General features: G+C 60.4%; 17 protein-coding genes and 1 other RNA gene. 11 read left to right on the forward strand and 7 right to left on the reverse strand.

The annotated features are described in order from the left end of the window. Window positions 1–14 precede the first annotated feature (14 nt). Complete coding sequence (locus A7J50_RS28065; protein WP_017135268.1) at window positions 15–572, reverse strand: YecA family protein; 558 nt, start codon at window positions 570–572, stop codon at window positions 15–17. A gap of 138 nt (window positions 573–710) precedes the next feature. Between A7J50_RS28065 and A7J50_RS28070 the strand changes: the two genes are divergently transcribed. The 4 genes from A7J50_RS28070 (at window position 711) to A7J50_RS28085 (ending at window position 2,131) form a co-directional block, all read left to right on the forward strand. Next, window positions 711–920: a TIGR02449 family protein gene (locus A7J50_RS28070; RefSeq protein ID WP_064454641.1), complete on the forward strand. Its 210-nt coding sequence runs from the start codon at window positions 711–713 to the stop codon at window positions 918–920. Then, window positions 917–1,234, forward strand: coding sequence for a cell division protein ZapA (locus A7J50_RS28075; RefSeq protein WP_064454642.1), 318 nt, complete (start codon window positions 917–919; stop codon window positions 1,232–1,234). Before A7J50_RS28070 ends, A7J50_RS28075 begins: the two co-directional genes overlap by 4 nt. 30 nt (window positions 1,235–1,264) lie before the next feature. Continuing rightward, window positions 1,265–1,443: non-coding RNA, 6S RNA (ssrS, locus tag A7J50_RS28080), on the forward strand. Between the two features lie 58 nt (window positions 1,444–1,501). Continuing rightward, window positions 1,502–2,131: a 5-formyltetrahydrofolate cyclo-ligase gene (locus A7J50_RS28085; protein WP_064454643.1), complete on the forward strand. Its 630-nt coding sequence runs from the start codon at window positions 1,502–1,504 to the stop codon at window positions 2,129–2,131. A 7-nt stretch (window positions 2,132–2,138) separates the two neighbouring features. Here A7J50_RS28085 and A7J50_RS31710 read toward each other — a convergent pair whose 3' ends face one another. Continuing rightward, on the reverse strand, window positions 2,139–2,288 hold the full coding sequence (locus A7J50_RS31710) for a hypothetical protein (protein WP_167353713.1): 150 nt from the start codon (window positions 2,286–2,288) through the stop codon (window positions 2,139–2,141). A 194-nt stretch (window positions 2,289–2,482) separates the two neighbouring features. Here A7J50_RS31710 and A7J50_RS28090 point away from each other — a divergent pair, with 194 nt between their 5' ends. From A7J50_RS28090 to A7J50_RS28105, 4 genes are all read left to right on the forward strand, one after another. Then, window positions 2,483–2,932, forward strand: coding sequence for an EVE domain-containing protein (locus A7J50_RS28090; protein WP_064454644.1), 450 nt, complete (start codon window positions 2,483–2,485; stop codon window positions 2,930–2,932). A gap of 69 nt (window positions 2,933–3,001) precedes the next feature. Then, window positions 3,002–3,967 carry an HlyD family secretion protein gene (locus tag A7J50_RS28095; RefSeq protein ID WP_064454645.1) on the forward strand — a complete coding sequence of 322 codons (966 nt, stop codon included), beginning with the start codon at window positions 3,002–3,004 and terminating at the stop codon, window positions 3,965–3,967. Continuing rightward, the gene (gene rbbA / locus A7J50_RS28100; protein ID WP_064454646.1) at window positions 3,964–6,681 is read left to right on the forward strand and encodes a ribosome-associated ATPase/putative transporter RbbA; all 2,718 of its coding nucleotides are present in this window, start codon (window positions 3,964–3,966) and stop codon (window positions 6,679–6,681) included. The genes A7J50_RS28095 and rbbA overlap by 4 nt, the downstream gene beginning before the upstream one ends. Continuing rightward, entirely contained in the window at window positions 6,681–7,799 is a 1,119-nt protein-coding gene (locus tag A7J50_RS28105; RefSeq protein WP_064454647.1) for an ABC transporter permease, read from the forward strand. The genes rbbA and A7J50_RS28105 overlap by 1 nt, the downstream gene beginning before the upstream one ends. Before the next feature lie 144 nt (window positions 7,800–7,943). Here A7J50_RS28105 and A7J50_RS28110 read toward each other — a convergent pair whose 3' ends face one another. After that, window positions 7,944–8,351 carry a flagellar basal body-associated protein FliL gene (locus A7J50_RS28110; RefSeq protein ID WP_064454648.1) on the reverse strand — a complete coding sequence of 136 codons (408 nt, stop codon included), beginning with the start codon at window positions 8,349–8,351 and terminating at the stop codon, window positions 7,944–7,946. A 150-nt stretch (window positions 8,352–8,501) separates the two neighbouring features. Here A7J50_RS28110 and A7J50_RS28115 point away from each other — a divergent pair, with 150 nt between their 5' ends. Then, window positions 8,502–9,479 (forward strand): NADPH:quinone oxidoreductase family protein, encoded by a 978-nt coding sequence (locus A7J50_RS28115; protein ID WP_064454649.1) that lies wholly within the window; start codon window positions 8,502–8,504, stop codon window positions 9,477–9,479. 291 nt (window positions 9,480–9,770) lie between these two features. Beyond that, window positions 9,771–11,108: a glycerol-3-phosphate transporter gene (gene glpT, locus A7J50_RS28120; protein WP_064454650.1), complete on the forward strand. Its 1,338-nt coding sequence runs from the start codon at window positions 9,771–9,773 to the stop codon at window positions 11,106–11,108. Here glpT and A7J50_RS28125 read toward each other — a convergent pair. Next, complete coding sequence (locus tag A7J50_RS28125) at window positions 11,105–11,758, reverse strand: gamma-glutamylcyclotransferase (RefSeq protein ID WP_064454651.1); 654 nt, start codon at window positions 11,756–11,758, stop codon at window positions 11,105–11,107. The genes glpT and A7J50_RS28125 overlap by 4 nt on opposite strands. Before the next feature lie 53 nt (window positions 11,759–11,811). Further along, the gene (locus tag A7J50_RS28130) at window positions 11,812–14,199 is read right to left on the reverse strand and encodes a TonB-dependent receptor plug domain-containing protein (RefSeq protein WP_064454652.1); all 2,388 of its coding nucleotides are present in this window, start codon (window positions 14,197–14,199) and stop codon (window positions 11,812–11,814) included. Window positions 14,200–14,485: 286 nt separating this feature from the next. Between A7J50_RS28130 and A7J50_RS28135 the strand changes: the two genes are divergently transcribed. Continuing rightward, entirely contained in the window at window positions 14,486–14,962 is a 477-nt protein-coding gene (locus A7J50_RS28135; RefSeq protein ID WP_064454653.1) for a hypothetical protein, read from the forward strand. A gap of 62 nt (window positions 14,963–15,024) precedes the next feature. Here the strand turns inward: A7J50_RS28135 and A7J50_RS28140 are convergent, their stop codons facing one another. Together A7J50_RS28140 and ubiD are read right to left on the reverse strand one after the other, a co-directional pair. After that, entirely contained in the window at window positions 15,025–15,993 is a 969-nt protein-coding gene (locus tag A7J50_RS28140) for a CDP-6-deoxy-delta-3,4-glucoseen reductase (RefSeq protein ID WP_064454654.1), read from the reverse strand. Further along, complete coding sequence (gene ubiD / locus A7J50_RS28145; protein ID WP_053258591.1) at window positions 15,993–17,459, reverse strand: 4-hydroxy-3-polyprenylbenzoate decarboxylase; 1,467 nt, start codon at window positions 17,457–17,459, stop codon at window positions 15,993–15,995. Before ubiD ends, A7J50_RS28140 begins: the two co-directional genes overlap by 1 nt. Window positions 17,460–17,463: the final 4 nt, after the last annotated feature.

Consider the following 17,463-nt stretch of genomic DNA (forward strand, 5'->3'; position numbering starts at 1 on the left):
ATGGGCTTCCTTTCTTAATGCAGCGAAGGCTTGGGTGCAGCGGGCTCAGCGGATTTTTTGGTCTCGGTGAACAGCAGCAGCGGCGCGACGCGCAGGTATTCCATCACTTCCATGTAGTCGCCTTCGCCGTCTTCGGACTCTTCCAGGGCATCTTGCACCTGGGAGATGGCCGCCAAGTCTTGCAACACTTCCTTGGCATCGGTGCTCAGTTCCAGGCCGCCGGCGTTCACGCCGAAGCCGTGGAGGAAACCCTGGCACCATTGGCCCAGCGCCGCAGCGCGTTCGGTGAGTGGCGCGTCGTCGGTCGGCAACAGCAGGACTACGGTGACGTCATCACCGGTCAGCTCGCCCTTGACCATCTCTTGCAGGCCGATCAGCGCGTTACGCACGTTCTCGGTCGGTTCGGTTTCCAGCAGCTCGGCCACATCAGCCAGCCAGTTGTCGGCATCGAAGCCAACACCCGTGCAGCTGCGGCCCAACAACACGCCGTGCAGTTCGGCAGGCGAGCAAGGATGACCGCTGGAGCTCAGCAGTTTGGAAAAAGCGTCGTACGGGGAGTTCTGAATAGGCATGGTGAGCTAGGCGCCAGACGGCGCAATGTCTAGAATGAAGCGCTGTATCCTAGCACCGGCAGACGTACCAAGACTATCGAGGGCGTCAGATCGTTTATCCTGCAGTTGCCATTCATCAGACAAATCCAGTGGAACCCAATGGAAGACACCGAACTGCAAGCGCTGATGGCCAGACTCGAGTTGCTAATTGATCGGGTCGAGCAACTTAAGAGTCAAAACGGACTCCTATTAGCTCAGGAAAAGACCTGGCGCGAGGAACGCGCTCACCTCATTGAAAAAAACGAAATCGCCCGGCGTAAGGTCGAATCGATGATTTCGCGCCTGAAGGCCCTGGAGCAAGACTCATGAGTTCAAGCAATAGCGTTACCGTGCAGATCCTCGACAAAGAATATTCGATCATCTGCCCCCAGGAAGAACGCAGCAACCTGGTAAGTGCTGCCCGCTACCTGGACGGCAAAATGCGTGAAATCCGCAGCAGCGGCAAAGTCATCGGTGCCGACCGCATCGCCGTGATGGCTGCGCTGAACATTACCCACGATCTGCTGCATAAGCAGGAACGGCCTGACGTTCAGGCCAACGGCTCAACGCGCGAGCAAGTGCGTGACCTGCTGGAACGCGTGGATCTGGTGCTTTCCACCGATTCAGACGCACCCAAGGGCTGATTGCCAAGTCTGTTTAAGGTATACTCGCCCGACTCCCTGGCGTGTTTGCCAGTCGGCGATGTCCCTGAGCCGATTCGCACTACCCTGGAAGTTGCACGTTGGGCTGGTGTGCATGTCCGCTAGACGGAAAGCCTTAAAGCCTACTGCATCTTCCACCTTGAACTTTCGGGTTCAAGGGCTAAGTCGACAGCGGCTCTGTCGGGGAGCCTGAATTCCCAAACTCAATGCCAGTCCCAGGACTGGCATTGTTTTATGAGCCGAAAAACCATGACCGAACCTGCGCCGCTTTCCCGCCCGCAACTTCGACGCATGTTGCGCAAGGCCCGCCGCGAGCTGACGCCGAGCGAACAGCGTAAGGCAGCCCAAGGCCTGTATCGGCAACTGGCACAGCAACCGCTGTTTCGCCGGGCCAGACATATCTCTTTGTATCTACCGACGGACGGCGAAATCGATCCGCGCTTGCTGCTGCGCGCCGCTCAGCGCCGGGGCAAGGCCACTTACCTGCCGGTGCTCAGTGCCTGGCCGCGAACCAAGATGGTGTTCCAGCGTGTGCGGCCTGGGGAGAAGTTGTTGCCCAATCGCTTTCGCATTCTTGAGCCGCGCGTGAATGCCAATCGCCAGCGCCCGGTATGGGCACTCGATCTCGTGCTGCTGCCGCTGGTGGGGTTCGATGATGTGGGTGGGCGCCTGGGCATGGGCGGCGGGTTTTATGACCGCAGCCTGGCCTACCTCGCCAGGCGCCAAAGCTGGCGCAAGCCGACGCTGCTGGGGCTGGCCCACGAATGTCAGAAAGTCGAGCGCCTGGCGCAGGCAAGCTGGGACGTGCCACTGGCGGGCACCGTCACCGATAAGCAGTGGTATGTCGCAGAAACGTCGCTGGAGTCAGCGACGCCTTGAAAAAGTGTTAACGCTTGAACGGTTGCGGCTGCTGCTGAGCCAGTTCAATGGGTGCATCGGTCTTGTTCGACCACAAGCTCTGGGCATACCCGGTGGTCACGACGCCCAGACCAAACAAAATAACCAAAATCCATAGTAAATCCGGTTTACGTTGCATCGATTGCCCCCCTTCAGGCACCTCGTACACGATGACAACAACGTTCCAAAGTAGTCCGTTGCAGCTGCGTCAAGCTTAAAAGCGGGCATTCTGCGGTAACGCGAACCAACACGCAAACCTTGACGCCAACCGACTGTCGGTTTGTCATGGAATTGCCTGACAACTTATCCAATGCCTTTTTCAGGAGCCCAAAAATGGCCTACTGGCTGATGAAATCCGAGCCCGACGAACTTTCCATCAACGGCCTGGAAAAGCTCGGCGAAGCCCGCTGGGACGGGGTTCGCAACTACCAGGCGCGCAACTTCCTGCGAGCCATGGCGGTCGGTGATGAGTTTTTCTTCTACCACTCCAGCTGCCCCGAGCCCGGCATTGCCGGCATCGGCAAAATCATCGAAGCGGCCTACCCCGACCCCACTGCGCTGGAACCGGACAGCCACTATTTCGATGCAAAGGCCAGCCCGGAGAAAAACCCGTGGAGCGCGATCAACGTGGCACACGTTAAAACCTTCCCCAAGGTGCTGGGCCTGGGTTACCTGAAACAGCAAACCGCCCTCGCCGAACTGCCGCTGGTGCAAAAGGGCAGCCGGCTTTCGGTCATGGCGGTCACGCCTGAGCAGTGGGCCACGATCCTCAATTTGCTTTAACTGACCGATATCAACACCCTCCCGGGGTAAACCGGTCACACTGGGACGCTAATGCCGCAGGATGCAGCCATGTCTACGAACCGCCATATGTCGCGCCTTTTCGCTATTGCCCTGATCGCCCTGTTGCTGGGTGCCGGCGGCTTCGGTTACTGGCGATCCACCCAAGACCGCCTGCCAGAAGGCTTGAGCATGGGCAATGGTCGCCTGGAATCCACCGAAGTGCAGATCGCCGCCAAGATCCCCGGGCGCCTGGCCGAAGTGCGCGTGGACGAAGGCGACAAGGTGCTCAAAGGCCAATTGCTGGCGCGCATGGACACCCGCACCCTCGAAGCCCAGCGCGCCCAGGCCGAAGCCGAAGTGCTGCGCGCCAAGGAAAACTTCGCCGCCGCCGAAGCCAACGTGCAGCTGCGCCAGAGTGAACAACTGCTGGCCAGCCAGGAACTCAGGCGCACCCAGGAACTGTATAAGCGCGGCTTCGCCAGCAGCCAGTTGATCGACCAGCAGCAAGCGCGTCAGAACACCGGCAACGCCGCCGTGATTGCCGCGCAAGCTCAGGTCAATGCGGTGAAAGCCGCCATTGGCGCGGCCCAGGCTCAGGTGGCCCAGCTCACCAGCGAAATCGACGACAGCAGCCTGCGTGCGCCCATCGACGGCATCATCCAGTTACGCCTGGCCGAGCCTGGCGAAGTGCTTGGCGCGGGTGGCCGAGTTTTGTTGCTGATTGATCCCAATGATCAGTACATGAACCTGTACCTGCCCGCGTCCATCACCGGTCGCCTGACCGTCGGCAGTGACGCACGCATCCTGCTCGACGCCCTGCCCCAGCAACCGCTGCCGGCGAAAATCAGCTTTGTCGCCGACAAATCGCAGTTCACGCCCAAGGAGGTCGAGACCCGCGACGAGCGTCAGAAGCTGGTGTTCCGCGTCAAGCTGCGGCTGACTCAACCCAGCGCCGTACCGCAAGCCAAGCCGGGCATGCCCGGCGCCGGCTACGTGCGCACGGCTGATATCGACTGGCCGGCCAACCTGCAATGACCGACCTGGCGCTGCACGCCACGGGGATCAACCACCGCTACGGCAAGCAACAGGCACTCGTCGATATCGCCTTCAGCCTGCCCGCCGGCACACGCTGCGGCTTGATCGGCCCGGATGGCGCGGGCAAGTCGAGCCTGCTGGGGCTGATCGCCGGAGTTAAAAAGCTTCAGGCGGGGCAACTGGAAGTACTCGGTGGCTCTATCGAAGACCGCCACCACCGCAACAGCCTGTACCCACGCATCGCCTTCATGCCCCAAGGCCTGGGCGGCAACCTGTACCCCGAACTGTCCATCAGCGAGAACATCCGTTTCTTCGCCACACTGTTCGGTTTGTCAAAAGCCGATTGCGAGCAGCGCATGCACAACCTGCTGCTGGCCACCGACCTCGCGCGCTTCGCCGAGCGCCCGGCCGGCAAGCTGTCCGGTGGCATGAAGCAGAAACTCGGCCTGTGCTGCGCGCTGATCCACGACCCGGACCTGCTGATCCTCGACGAGCCCACCACCGGCGTCGACCCACTGTCGCGCCGACGCTTTTGGGAGTTGGTCGAAACCGTACGCCACGAACGCCCGCAGCTGACGCTGCTGGTGGCCACGGCCTACATGGAAGAAGCCGAGCAGTTCGAACACTGCCTGATGCTGGATCGCGGCAAACTGATCGCCGACGGCCTCAGCAGCGAATTGGCGGCCGCGACACCCAGCGGCAAGCTGGATGAGGCCTTTACCCACTTCCAGGGCGACAGTGCCCACAACAATCAGCCGCTGGTGATTCCGCCGCGTAACAGCGATAACACCGATATCGCCATCGAAGCCCACGACCTGACGCTGCGTTTTGGTGATTTCACCGCGGTGGATAAAGTCAGCTTCGCCATCGGCCGAGGTGAGATTTTCGGCTTCCTGGGCTCTAACGGTTGCGGCAAGACCACCACCATGAAAGTCCTCACCGGGCTGATGCCGGCCACCGAAGGCAGCGCCACGCTGCTCGGCAACCCGGTGAATGCCAAGGACCTGGCGACCCGCAAGCGCGTGGGTTTCATGTCGCAAAGTTTTTCGTTGTACGGCGAACTCAGCGTGCGCCAGAACCTGGTGCTGCACGCGCAACTGTTCGACTTGCCCAAGGCTGATGCCGGCCCGCGGATCGACGAGCTGATCAAGCGCGTCGACCTCAGTGATGTAGCCGAGCAGCCGTCCGGCGAGTTGCCGCTGGGCCTGCGCCAGCGCCTGTCATTGGCCGTGGCGGTGCTGCATCGCCCGGAAGTGCTGATCCTCGATGAGCCCACCTCGGGCGTCGACCCGGCGGCGCGGGATGATTTCTGGCGATTGCTGATCGAGCTGTCCCGCGAACAAGGCGTGACGATCTTCCTGTCCACCCACTTTATGAACGAGGCCCAACGCTGCGACCGCATCTCCCTGATGCACGCGGGCAAGGTGCTCGCCTGCGACACGCCCGACGCACTGCAAAAGCAATTCCATGGCGACACCCTCGAAGCTGCGTTCGTCACCTGCCTGGAGCAGGCACAAGGCGAACCGGAACCTGCCGCGCCGAGCGCAACCGTCAGCGATACCGGCGCAGCGCCCGTCAGCAAACACGGTTTCAGCCTGGCTCGGCTATTGGCCGTGGCGGGCCGCGAAGGCAAGGAGCTGCTGCGCGATAAAGTGCGCATGGCCTTCGCCCTGCTGGGGGCGATGTTCATGATGGTGATCTTCGGCTACGGGATTTCCCTGGACGTGGAAAACCTCGCCTTCGCCGTCTACGACCAGGACCAGACCCCGCAGAGCCGTGCCTACCTGGAAGCCTTTCGCAGTTCGCGCTACTTCGCCGAACAAGCGCCCATCAGCGACGCCAATGAATTGCACCGTCGCCTGCAGCGCTCTGAAATCAAACTGGCGCTGGAAATCCCGCCCGGCTTTGGCCGCGACCTCTACGCCGGTCGCCAACCCACGGTAGCCGCGTGGCTCGACGGCGGCATGCCGTTTCGCGCGGAGACCAGCCGCAACTATGTGGAAGCCGTGCACCTGGGCAACCTCCAGCAACTGGCCGCGCTGAGCAGCCTGCCCTTGAACGCCCCAGCCACCGCCAAGCTCGAAACGCGCTTTCGCTATAACCAGGACGTGGTCAGCGTGAATGCCATCGGCCCGGGCGTGATGGCGCTGATCCTGGCGTTTATCCCTGCGATGCTCACCGCGCTGGGCATCGTGCGCGAGAAAGAGCTGGGCTCGATCACCAACTTCTATGCCACGCCCCTGACCCGCCTGGAATTCCTGCTGGGCAAACAGGCCCCCTATCTGGCCGTGAGCCTGGTCAACCTGGCGCTGCTGGTGGCGATGAACCGCTGGCTGTTCGGTGTACCGTTTAAAGGCAGCGGGTTGACCCTGGCATTTGGCGGCTTGCTGTATGTGCTGGCCACAACGAGCATGGGCCTGCTGATCTCAGCGTTCACCCGCACTCAAATTGCGGCGATCCTCGGCACCATGATCATCACCAGCCTGCCGACCATCCAGTTCTCCGGGCTGATCGTGCCGCGCTCGTCCCTGGAAGGCGCGGCCGCACTGATGGGCACGTTGTTTCCCGCCGGGCACTTTCTGGATATCGCGGTGGGCACCTTTACCAAGGCCCTCGACCTGCGCCAGTTGTGGCCGCAGTGCCTGGCGCTGTTCGGGTTTTTTGTCGGGTTCACCGGGCTGAGTTTGATCATGCTCAAGAAGCAGGAGGCCTGATGCACAAGCTCGCTCACATCCTGCGCCTGGGTATCAAGGAACTCACCAGCCTGCGCCACGACAGCGTGTTGCTGCTGTTTCTGGCCTACGCCTTTACTGTTGCGATCTACATGCCCGCCGCCGGCTCGGTAATTGGCGTGCACAACGCCAGCGTGGCCTTTGTCGATGAAGACCACAGCGCGCTGTCGCGGCAGATGGCCGAAGCATTGCAACCGCCGGAGTTTCAACCACCGGTGCCGCTGGCCTATGACCAACTGGATAAGGTCATGGACAGCGGCGAGTACACCTTCGTGATCAACGTGCCGGCAAATTTCCAGGCCGACGTGTTGGCCGGGCGGCAACCGGGCGTGCAGGTGAACGTCGATGCCACGGCGATGAGCCAGGCGTTCATGGGCGCAGGCTACATCGGCAGGATTTTCCAACGTGAGCTGCTGAGCTACAGCGGCCAGGCCAATGCCAGTCAGACGTTACCCGCGCTGCTGACCACCCGGGCGCTGTTCAACACCAACCTGGAAGGCGGCTGGTTCCTGGCGGTGATCCAGATCGTCAACAACATCACCATCCTGGCCATCGTGCTGACCGGCACCGCGCTGCTGCGCGAGCGCGAGCACGGCACGCTTGATCATTTATTGGTACTGCCGCTGACCGCACTGGAAATCATGCTGGCGAAAATCTGGAGCAACATGCTGGTGGTGGTGCTGTGCACCTGGCTGTCCCTGGAGCTGGTGGTCAAAGGCTTGCTCGGCGTGCCGCTGGCCGGGTCCATGAGCCTGTTCCTGTTTGTGACGGCGCTGTATCTGTTTGCGAGTACCGCACTGGGGATCTTCCTCGCCACCCTCGCTCGCTCGACGCCGCAATTCGGTTTGCTGGCAATTCCGGTGATCATCCCAATGCTGTTGCTGTCCGGTGGCAGCACGCCGCTGGACAGCATGCCCGAGTGGCTACAGTGGGTGATGCAGGGCTCGCCGTCGACGCACTTTGTGAGCCTGAGCGCAGCGATTCTGTTCCGGGATGCGGGCGTGAGTGTGGTGTGGCCGGACTTGCTGGCGCTGGCGGCGATTGGCCTGGTGTTTTTTGCGGTGGCGTTGGCCAGGTTTCGCAAAAGCCTGGCTTCTTAACTGTGGCGAGCGGGCTTGCCCCACGTTGGGCTGCGCAGCAGCCCCATCCAGATTCACCACATTGTTTCAGGTGTACCGAGGCGTATGGTTTTGGGGCGGCTTCGCCACCCAACGCGGGGCAAGCCCGCTCGCCACAAGGAACCGTTACTGGATGATCAAGTTGTTGAACAACAGGTCTTCCACCACCGGCTTGCCGGTTTCGTCGTTCATGACTTGCTGGGTTTGCTTCAAGGCTTCCTGGCGCAGTTTTTCTTTGCCTTCGACCGTACTCATGGCTTCGTTGGTCTGCTGGGTGAACAGCGCAACCATCTGGTTACGAATCAATGGCTCGTTGGCCTTGACCGCGGCAAGGGCTTCGGGGCCAGTCACTCGCAAGGCGATGTCGGCCTTGAACACCTTGAGTTTCGTTGTGCCATCCAGGCCGTAATTGCCCACGAAGGGCGGGTTCAGACTGTAATAGCTGACCTTGGGCGCCTCGCCTTCTTTCGCTTCTTCGGCCTGGGCTGCCATCGGCAAGGTCAGGGCGAGCATCAACAGGATCCACGCTTTCACAGTTCATTCCTCAAATTCGATTGCCCGGTAGCATAACGCTAGCAAGGCTGAGCACAAGCTTATGGCGACTTATCAGGCCCGGGCATGCTCGTTGACCCACGGGCGTACCCTCCTACACTTATCGGCCACGACGCCAAAAGGAATAGTCCGATGAAAGCTGTGCTGTGCAAAGCCTTCGGCCCCGCCGAAACCCTGGTGCTGGAAGAGATCGCCAGCCCGGCGATCAAGAAGAACGAAATCCTGTTGGACGTGCACGCGGCCGGGGTCAATTTCCCGGACACCCTGATCATCGAGGGCAAATACCAGTTCAAGCCGCCTTTCCCATTCTCGCCGGGTGGCGAAGCGGCCGGCGTGGTCAGTGAAGTCGGTGAAAAACTCAGCCACTTGAAAGTCGGCGACCGGGTCATGGCCCTGACCGGCTGGGGCAGCTTTGCCGAGCAGGTCGCCGTGCCGGGCTACAACGTGCTGCCGATCCCGCCGAGCATGGATTTCAACACCGCCGCGGCCTTCAGCATGACCTACGGCACTTCGATGCACGCCTTGAAACAAAGGGCCAACCTGCAACCCGGCGAAACCCTGTTGGTACTCGGTGCCTCGGGTGGCGTGGGCCTGGCTGCCGTGGAAATCGGTAAAGCCATGGGCGCCCGGGTAATCGCCGCCGCCAGCAGTGCAGACAAACTGGCCGTAGCCAAGGCCGCCGGCGCGGACGAGTTGATCAACTACAGCGAAGCCAACCTTAAGGACGAAATCAAGCGCCTGACCGACGGCAACGGTGTCGATGTGATCTACGACCCGGTAGGCGGCGATCTGTTTGACCAAGCTGTTCGTGGTATCGCCTGGAACGGCCGTTTGTTGGTGGTGGGCTTTGCCAGCGGGCGCATTCCCGAGCTGCCGGTGAACCTGGCGCTGCTCAAGGGTGCGTCCGTGGTGGGGGTGTTCTGGGGCTCGTTCGCCCAGCGCCAGCCGCAGGACAATGCGGCGAACTTCCAGCAGTTGTTCACCTGGTACGCCGAGGGCAAGTTGAAGCCGTTGGTGTCGCAGGTGTATCCGCTGGAACAGGCTGCCCACGCGATCAACGACCTGGGGCAGCGCAAGGCGGTGGGCAAGGTCGTCGTTCAGATCCGGTAATGATTTGAAACGCGGTCAATGTGGGCGCTGGCTTGCCTGCGATTGCGGTGGGTCAGCTCCAACAAATGCAGCTGACAGACCGCAACGCAGGCAAGCCAGCTCCCACATTTTGATCTCCAGTGCTTCGAAGAGGCTGATTACGGCCCATACTTATCCATTAGCGACATGTTCGTAAGAGAACATGCAATCGCTCGGATTTCCTGTGTTTGCAGATAAGAGGCGATGCTATTTTCGGTAACGAAACTGTAACATTCGCATCCGCAGTCAAAACAAGAAATTTGGAGCTCTTGAATGTTTGCTTTCTTCCGTCCTGCCGCACACCAGGCGCCCCTGCCTGAAGAAAAAATAGACAGTACCTACCGACGACTGCGCTGGCAGATCTTCGCGGGTATTTTCTTCGGTTACGCCGGGTACTACCTGCTGCGCAAAAACTTCTCGCTGGCCATGCCGTACTTGATCGACGAGGGTTACACCCGTGGTGAGCTGGGCCTGGCGATGTCGGCGATTGCGATTGCCTACGGACTGTCCAAATTCCTCATGGGCCTGGTGTCCGACCGCTCTAACCCGCGCTATTTCCTGCCCTTCGGCCTGCTGATATCGGCGGGCGTGATGTTCATTTTCGGTTTCGCACCTTGGGCAACGTCCAGCGTGACCATGATGTTCATTTTGCTGTTCATCAACGGCTGGGCCCAGGGCATGGGCTGGCCGCCAAGTGGACGGACCATGGTGCACTGGTGGTCGCAGAAAGAACGCGGTGGCGTGGTGTCTGTGTGGAACGTGGCGCATAACGTCGGCGGAGGCCTGATCGGCCCGCTGTTCCTGCTGGGCATGGCTTGGTTCAACGACTGGCATGCCGCGTTCTATGTGCCGGCGACCGTGGCATTGGCGGTGGCGGCGTTTGCCTTCATCACCATGCGCGACACCCCGCAATCGGTCGGCCTGCCGCCTATCGAGCAATACAAGAACGATTACCCGGAAGGCTACGACGCCAGCCACGAAGACGAATTCAGCGCCAAGGAAATCTTCGTCAAGTACGTGCTGCGCAACAAAATGCTGTGGTACATCGCCTTCGCCAACGTCTTCGTCTACCTGCTGCGCTACGGCGTATTGGACTGGGCGCCGACTTACCTTAAGGAAGCCAAGCACTTCGACGTGGATAAAACCTCGTGGGCGTATTTCTTCTACGAGTGGGCGGGCATTCCGGGCACGCTGCTGTGCGGCTGGATGTCGGACAAGATCTTCCGTGGCAACCGAGGCCTGACCGGCATCGTGTTCATGGCCTTGGTCACCGTGGCGACCCTGGTTTACTGGCTCAACCCGCCAGGCAACCCAATGGTCGACATGATTGCGCTGTTCTCTATCGGCTTCCTGATCTACGGCCCGGTGATGCTGATCGGTCTGCAGGCGCTGGAGCTGGCACCGAAAAAAGCCGCGGGCACCGCTGCAGGCTTCACGGGCTTGTTCGGTTACCTGGGTGGTTCGGTGGCCGCGAGTGCGGCCATGGGCTACACCGTGGACCATTTCGGCTGGGACGGTGGCTTTGTGTTGCTGGTGGGCGCCTGCCTGTTGGCGATCGCGTTCCTGATCCCAACGCTGTGGCACACCAATAGCGTCAGCACGGCGCGTTAATCGCCGGAACAATCCTTAGCACAACGCTTGAGCCGCGCCTCCAGATTCTTATCTGGCATGGCGTGGCTACGCAGGGCGTTAACGGTCTGCTCGACGTAATCGCGCGTCGTGCCGTAACGCCCGCAAGCACTTTCCAACACGTGGTTGAGCACGATATCGGGCAGGTTGCCAGCATAGCTGGGCAAGTGCCGCTCCAACACGAATCCCAACGCCTGTACCTGACTGCCATCTTCCAGACGGCAGCTGAGCCAGTGCGGCCGATACGAGGGGTAAGGCATCTCGCGCTGCCACAAGGCATAAAGAGAAGCCTCAAGCTGGTCTTCCGGCAAGCGGTAGGCAAACCCGCTGCAAGAACCCCCACGATCCAGGCCAAACACCAACCCCGGCAACTCCGGCGTCCCCCGATGCTCGTGTGACCACAGGTACAGGCCACGGTGATAACCGTGAACCCGCGCGCGCATGCGCTGGGTCGACGAGCATTCGGGACGCCAGATCAGCGAACCATAAGCGAATAGCCAGACCGGCCCACCCTTATGCTTGGCCATCGTGGCCTGCATTGAGCTCATCAATTGCTCGTGAGTAAGTTGCGGCCCCAGATCGAGCCGCGGAGGGTAAGCCAATTGCAAAAGATCGGTTTCAATAACGGTCATGGCGGATCGCTTAGGTCTCCTTTGCCACTACAGAATGTTGCTACGAGAAGCTATTACCAATTGTAAGCAACTTTACCGTAATAGAACGCGCCGCTGTAACCGTATGGCGAAAAAGTGCTATAGGCGAGGTTGCCGCCGCTGCTGGCGTAGGCATTGACCTTCTCCGGGTATTTATCGGTGACGTTGTCGCCGCCCAGGGTGAAGGTCCAGTTCTTCAGCTTGTAGTCCGCCGACAGGTCCAGTACCCAGGCAGCCTTGAAGGTCTGGTCGTTGATGTTGTCCGCCTGGTAACTGGTGAATTCGCCGTAGCGCACCAGATTGCTGTGCAGTGCCCAGCGGCCGTAGGTGAAATCGTTACCCAGGCTCAATTTGTGCTGAGGTGTGGTGTCGCCGAGTAAACCGATACGCTCGCGGCGGTCCACCCGCACCAGATTGGCGCCCAGACTGTCCAGAATGGCCGGGTTGGCCTTCACGTCCGTGACCTTGGTGTGGTTGTAGTTGTAGCCAACCGTGCTGTTCCAGCGGATGCCATTATCGAACTGGTAACGATAGTTGGCCACCAGATCGACGCCGTCGGTACTGGTGTCGGTGGCGTTGGTGAAATAGCGGGCACTGGTGTAGTTGATGTTGCCGACACCGTTGGCTTGCAGGTAGGCAATGGTGGCCGGGTTGAGATTGAGGTTGGACGACAGGCTGATGCGGTCGCGGATGTCGATGCGGTACACGTCGAGTGTCACGGTCAGGTCATCGGCAGGTTCAAGCACCAGGCCAAGGCTGTAGTTACGCGACTTCTCGGCTTTCAGGTCTTCGGCGCCCAGCAAGCGGGCCACCTTGCTGTTGGCCGGGAAGGTGCCGGCCTCCTGAATGGTGCTGCCGATCAACTGTGACGAGGTGTAGGCAAAGTTCTGCTGGGCCAGAGACGGCGCTCGAAAGCCGTTGGAGATGCTGCCACGCAGGGCCACTTGCGGGGTGAAGTCATAGCGGGCCGACAACGAGCCGCTGACATTGGAGCCGAAGTCGCTGTAGTCCTCATGGCGCACGGCGGCCGAAGCACTGAGTTTTTCGGTGAAGTTGGTTTCCAGATCCAGGTACTGGGCCCAGTTATGCCGTGAACTGCTGCCGGCATCGGCATCACGGAAGCCACCCAGGCCCGAGCTGCCGGTCTGGTAGTAGGACGCCGGGTCGCCCGCTTCGATTTCATAACCCTGGTGCAGGTATTCGCCGCCAAAGGCCACCGACACCGGGTAAGGCAGGAATCCCACGCCGAACTCACGGGACAGGTCCAGGCTGACTTGTTTCTGCTCGTTGCTCAGGGTGCCATTGTCGAACTTTCGCGGCGTGGCCAGGCCCAGTGAGGTGTTGATGGTGTCGGTACTCAGCTCATACTGATTTTTGCCGTAGTTGGCCGACAGGTCGTAGTGCCAGTCGTAAGCCAGCAAGCCACGCAAACCGACGACCAATGAGCTGTCTTCCAGGTTGCCCTTGATCAACGGCAGGTAGCCATTGGGGTTGAGCGCCACAATGTTATTGGACGCATTGCTTGCCCGGTAGAACGCTGCCGTTTCACCGCGGCGTTTGCTGTAACCGCCAAAGGTGTAGAACTCGAGCCCTTCGCTGAAGGAATACTCGGAGTTGAACTGCAATTTGCCTTCATCGGTGGCCGGCTCACCCTGACGGAACACACGCTGCCCGTAAGTGGTGGAGCCGATGCTGCCGGGGCGCAAATCATCCCCGGCGCGGTTGGTGTAATCGTTGTCGGCGCCTTCGGCCGAAAGGTTGATAAAGCCGTTGTCGCCCAAGGCCAGGCCGGTGTTGCCGCTGACATTGCGCTGGATACCGTCACCCTTTTTGTACTCGCCGAACTTGGTCGAAATCGAGCCGCCATGGTCGTCATGCTTGAGGATCACGTTGATCACCCCGGCAATGGCGTCAGAGCCATAGCGCGCCGACGCGCCGTCGCGCAGCACTTCGATATGGTCGACGGCCGACAGCGGGATGGCATTCAAGTCCGCCGGGGCCGAGCCACGACCCACGGCCCCGCCGAGGTTGACGAATGCACTGGTGTGACGGCGTTTGCCGTTGACCAGCACTAACACTTGGTCCGGCGACAAACCGCGCAACTGCGCAGGGCGCACCAGTTCGGCGCCATCCACCAGGCTGGGGCGCGGGAAGTTGATCGACGGAATCAGGCGCGCCAACACCGCACCCAGCTCATCGGAGCCGGTGCTGCGCAGGGTATCGCCGGAGATCACGTCGATGGGCGACAACGAAGCACTGGCGGTGCGCTCTTGGGCGCGAGTGCCGGTGACGATCACGGTGTCGAGTTTTGGTGCGTCGGCGGTAGCTGTTTCGCTCGCAAGGACTGGATTGAATCCCACAGCGGTCAGCAAATTTGCCGACAAAATCGCTGTGTACAGCGTGTGTTTCTTATAGCTCCCCATACCGTTCCCCTAAGAATCAACAATCAGAACTTCAATGCTCTGGTTCGTACGATCGATCCGGCTGGTGGGCGGTGGCGGTCCGTTAGTGGTTATTGGCAGATAGTCGGTAGTCCGTTCCTTATATCTTAATGAGATTTTTCCTACATCAGTAATACCGTAAATGAATAAGCATAGGCGACCAAGCTTTCAGCGCAGGTTCAGGCCATGCAGGACGTTAACCGCCAAACTGCCAACGTTTAGCGACCCCACATTAGCCGCCCATCCGAACGACTATCGAGGTCGAACCATGAAATACTTTTATTGCGGCCTGCTGCTGTTGGCACAAGCCGCCAGCGCCCTGGCCTCTGAGGCTGTCACCGAAAACGACAAAGGCTTCTGGTACGCCCAGACAAGCGTCTACACCCGGCACTTTTCACCGGACCCACAGCACAATAACCATCAGGATTTGATCAACCTGGAGCGCAACGAGGCGTCGGGGTTGGTGTATGGCGGGGCGACGTTTCGCAACTCGTTCAGCCAGCGTTCGTACTACGTGTACGCAGGCAAGCGCTACGATATTGTCGATTCGCCGTTTTACGTGAAGGTGACCGCAGGCGCGCTTCAGGGCTACAGCGGCAAGTATCGGGACAAAATCCCGCTCAACCGTTACGGCGTGGCACCGGCGATCATTCCGTCTGTGGGGGTTCACTTCGGCCCGGTGACCAGCGAACTGGTGTTACTGGGCTTCAATGCCGCGATGCTGACGGCAGGCGTTCGTTTCTAAGAACGCTGCATACCTATGTGGGAGCTGGCTTGCCAGCTCCCACAATAGTTCAGCTCAAGGCTTCAAGGGCGTGGCGCGTAGGCAAACACATCGGCACGCATCTGGTGCGCATCCATGCCGGCCTCGACCAATGCATCCAGGGTGCCGTAGATCATCGCCGGCGAACCACTGGCGTAGACATGCACAGACTTGAGGTCGCTGATGTCTTCACAGACGGCTTCATGCAGCAGCCCGCAGCGCCCTTCCCAACCGCACAGGTCGCTGACCACTTTGTGCAGGAACAGGTTCGGCAGTTGCTGCCATTGCGCCCAGTGTTCGATCTCGTAGAAGTCTTCCGGACGTCGCACGCCCCAATACAGGTGCACCGGGTGCTTGAAGCCCGAGGCGCGGCAATGCTCGATCAGGCTGTGCATCTGCGCCATGCCCGTACCCGCAGCGATCAGCACCAGCGGACCGTCCGGCAATTCGGCCAGATGGGTATCGCCAAACGGCAGTTCAATGCGCGCCATCCGGTCGCGTTGCAACTGCTCGAGCAGGTTGCGAGCGCTGTCCTCGCGGGCCAGCACATGCAACTCCAACTCGCGCCCGGCGTGGGGCGCCGAGGCCAGCGAAAACGCCGACTTCTCGCCGTTGTCCCGTTCGATCATCAGGTATTGCCCGGCGTGGTAACGCACCGCCTTACCGGCCGGCGCGCGCAGGCGCACGCGCCACACATCGCCACCGACTTCCACACACTCACTCAATTGGCACGACAACTTGCGCAACGGCAACTCTCCCGGCGCCAACACGCCATCCCACAGCACAACGCAATCTTCCAGCGGTTCGGCGATGCAGGTGTAGAACTCACCGTGATCGCGCACTTCACCGGCTTGCTGCACCCGCCCTTCCACCAGCAGCGCGGCACACACATGGCACACGCCGTTGCGGCAGGCCTGCGGGCACTCGTAGCCCAGGCGGCGTGCGCCTTCGAGGATTCGTTCGCCAGGGACCAGGTCCAGTACCGCGCCGGAAGGTTGCAGGGTTACACGCATCAATCTATTCCCAATTCTTTCCAGATCGCATCGACGCGCGCGGTCACGGCTTCATCCTTGACGATCACCCGGCCCCACTCGCGGGTGGTTTCACCCGGCCATTTGTGCGTGGCATCCAGGCCCATCTTCGAGCCCAGGCCCGATACCGGCGAAGCAAAGTCCAGGTAGTCGATCGGCGTGTTATCGATCATTACCGTGTCGCGCTTGGGGTCCATGCGCGTGGTAATGGCCCAGATCACGTCGTTCCAGTCCCGGGCATTGATGTCGTCGTCGGTGACAATAACGAACTTGGTGTACATGAACTGTCGTAAAAACGACCACACACCGAGCATTACCCGCTTGGCATGGCCTGGGTACGACTTCTTCATGGTGACGATGGCCATGCGGTACGAGCAGCCTTCGGGCGGCAGGTAGAAGTCGGTGATCTCAGGAAACTGCTTTTGCAGGATCGGTACGAACACTTCGTTCAGCGCCACACCGAGAATAGCCGGCTCATCCGGCGGCCGGCCGGTGTAGGTGCTGTGGTAGATCGGCTTGATCCGGTGGGTGATGCGCTCGACGGTGAACACCGGGAAGCTGTCGACTTCGTTGTAATAGCCGGTGTGGTCGCCATAAGGGCCTTCATCGGCCATTTCGCCCGGATGAATCACCCCTTCCAGGATGATTTCAGCGGTGGCCGGCACTTGCAGATCATTCCCACGGCACTTCACCAGCTCAGTGCGATTGCCACGCAGCAGGCCGGCAAAGGCGTATTCGGACAGGCTATCGGGCACCGGGGTCACTGCGCCGAGGATGGTCGCCGGGTCGGCGCCCAGGGCCACGGAGACCGGGAACGGCTTGCCGGGATGTTTTTCGCACCACTCACGGAAGTCCAGGGCGCCGCCACGGTGGCTTAGCCAACGCATGATCACTTTGTTGCGGCCGATCACTTGCTGACGGTAGATGCCCAGGTTCTGACGATCTTTATTCGGGCCTTTGGTGACAGTCAGGCCCCAGGTAATCAGCGGGCCGACATCGCCGGGCCAACAGGTCTGCACCGGCAGCATGGCGAGGTCGACATCATCCCCCTCGATGACCACTTCCTGGCACACCGCGTCCTTGACGACTTTGGGTGCCATGGCAATGATCTTGCGGAAGATCGGCAGCTTCGACCAGGCATCCTTCAAGCCCTTGGGTGGCTCGGGTTCCTTGAGGAAGGCCAGCAGCTTACCGATCTCGCGCAGTTCGCTGACAGACTCGGCCCCCATGCCAAAGGCCACGCGGTCGGGGGTGCCGAACAGGTTGCCGAGCACCGGGATATCAAAGCCGGTCGGGTTTTCGAAAAGCAGCGCCGGGCCCTTGTTACGCAAGGTACGGTCGCAAATCTCAGTCATTTCCAGCACCGGGGAAATCGGCACCTGGATACGTTTCAACTCTCCGCGCTGCTCAAGTTGCTGCACGAAATCCCGAAGATCCTTGAATTTCATTAAC

It is taken from the genome of Pseudomonas antarctica (assembly GCF_001647715.1).
GTDB lineage: Bacteria > Pseudomonadota > Gammaproteobacteria > Pseudomonadales > Pseudomonadaceae > Aquipseudomonas > Aquipseudomonas antarctica_A.

Bases quoted from the DNA above. Each gene is read 5' to 3' on its own strand.
- A7J50_RS28065 (WP_017135268.1), bottom strand. From the start codon at position 572: ATGCCTATTCAGAACTCCCCGTACGACGCTTTTTCCAAACTGCTGAGC.
- A7J50_RS28070 (WP_064454641.1), top strand. From the start codon at position 711: ATGGAAGACACCGAACTGCAAGCGCTGATGGCCAGACTCGAGTTGCTA.
- A7J50_RS28075 (WP_064454642.1), top strand. From the start codon at position 917: ATGAGTTCAAGCAATAGCGTTACCGTGCAGATCCTCGACAAAGAATAT.
- A7J50_RS28085 (WP_064454643.1), top strand. From the start codon at position 1,502: ATGACCGAACCTGCGCCGCTTTCCCGCCCGCAACTTCGACGCATGTTG.
- A7J50_RS31710 (WP_167353713.1), bottom strand. From the start codon at position 2,288: ATGCAACGTAAACCGGATTTACTATGGATTTTGGTTATTTTGTTTGGT.
- A7J50_RS28090 (WP_064454644.1), top strand. From the start codon at position 2,483: ATGGCCTACTGGCTGATGAAATCCGAGCCCGACGAACTTTCCATCAAC.
- A7J50_RS28095 (WP_064454645.1), top strand. From the start codon at position 3,002: ATGTCTACGAACCGCCATATGTCGCGCCTTTTCGCTATTGCCCTGATC.
- rbbA (WP_064454646.1), top strand. From the start codon at position 3,964: ATGACCGACCTGGCGCTGCACGCCACGGGGATCAACCACCGCTACGGC.
- A7J50_RS28105 (WP_064454647.1), top strand. From the start codon at position 6,681: ATGCACAAGCTCGCTCACATCCTGCGCCTGGGTATCAAGGAACTCACC.
- A7J50_RS28115 (WP_064454649.1), top strand. From the start codon at position 8,502: ATGAAAGCTGTGCTGTGCAAAGCCTTCGGCCCCGCCGAAACCCTGGTG.
- glpT (WP_064454650.1), top strand. From the start codon at position 9,771: ATGTTTGCTTTCTTCCGTCCTGCCGCACACCAGGCGCCCCTGCCTGAA.
- A7J50_RS28125 (WP_064454651.1), bottom strand. From the start codon at position 11,758: ATGACCGTTATTGAAACCGATCTTTTGCAATTGGCTTACCCTCCGCGG.
- A7J50_RS28130 (WP_064454652.1), bottom strand. From the start codon at position 14,199: ATGGGGAGCTATAAGAAACACACGCTGTACACAGCGATTTTGTCGGCA.
- A7J50_RS28135 (WP_064454653.1), top strand. From the start codon at position 14,486: ATGAAATACTTTTATTGCGGCCTGCTGCTGTTGGCACAAGCCGCCAGC.
- A7J50_RS28140 (WP_064454654.1), bottom strand. From the start codon at position 15,993: ATGCGTGTAACCCTGCAACCTTCCGGCGCGGTACTGGACCTGGTCCCT.
- ubiD (WP_053258591.1), bottom strand. From the start codon at position 17,459: ATGAAATTCAAGGATCTTCGGGATTTCGTGCAGCAACTTGAGCAGCGC.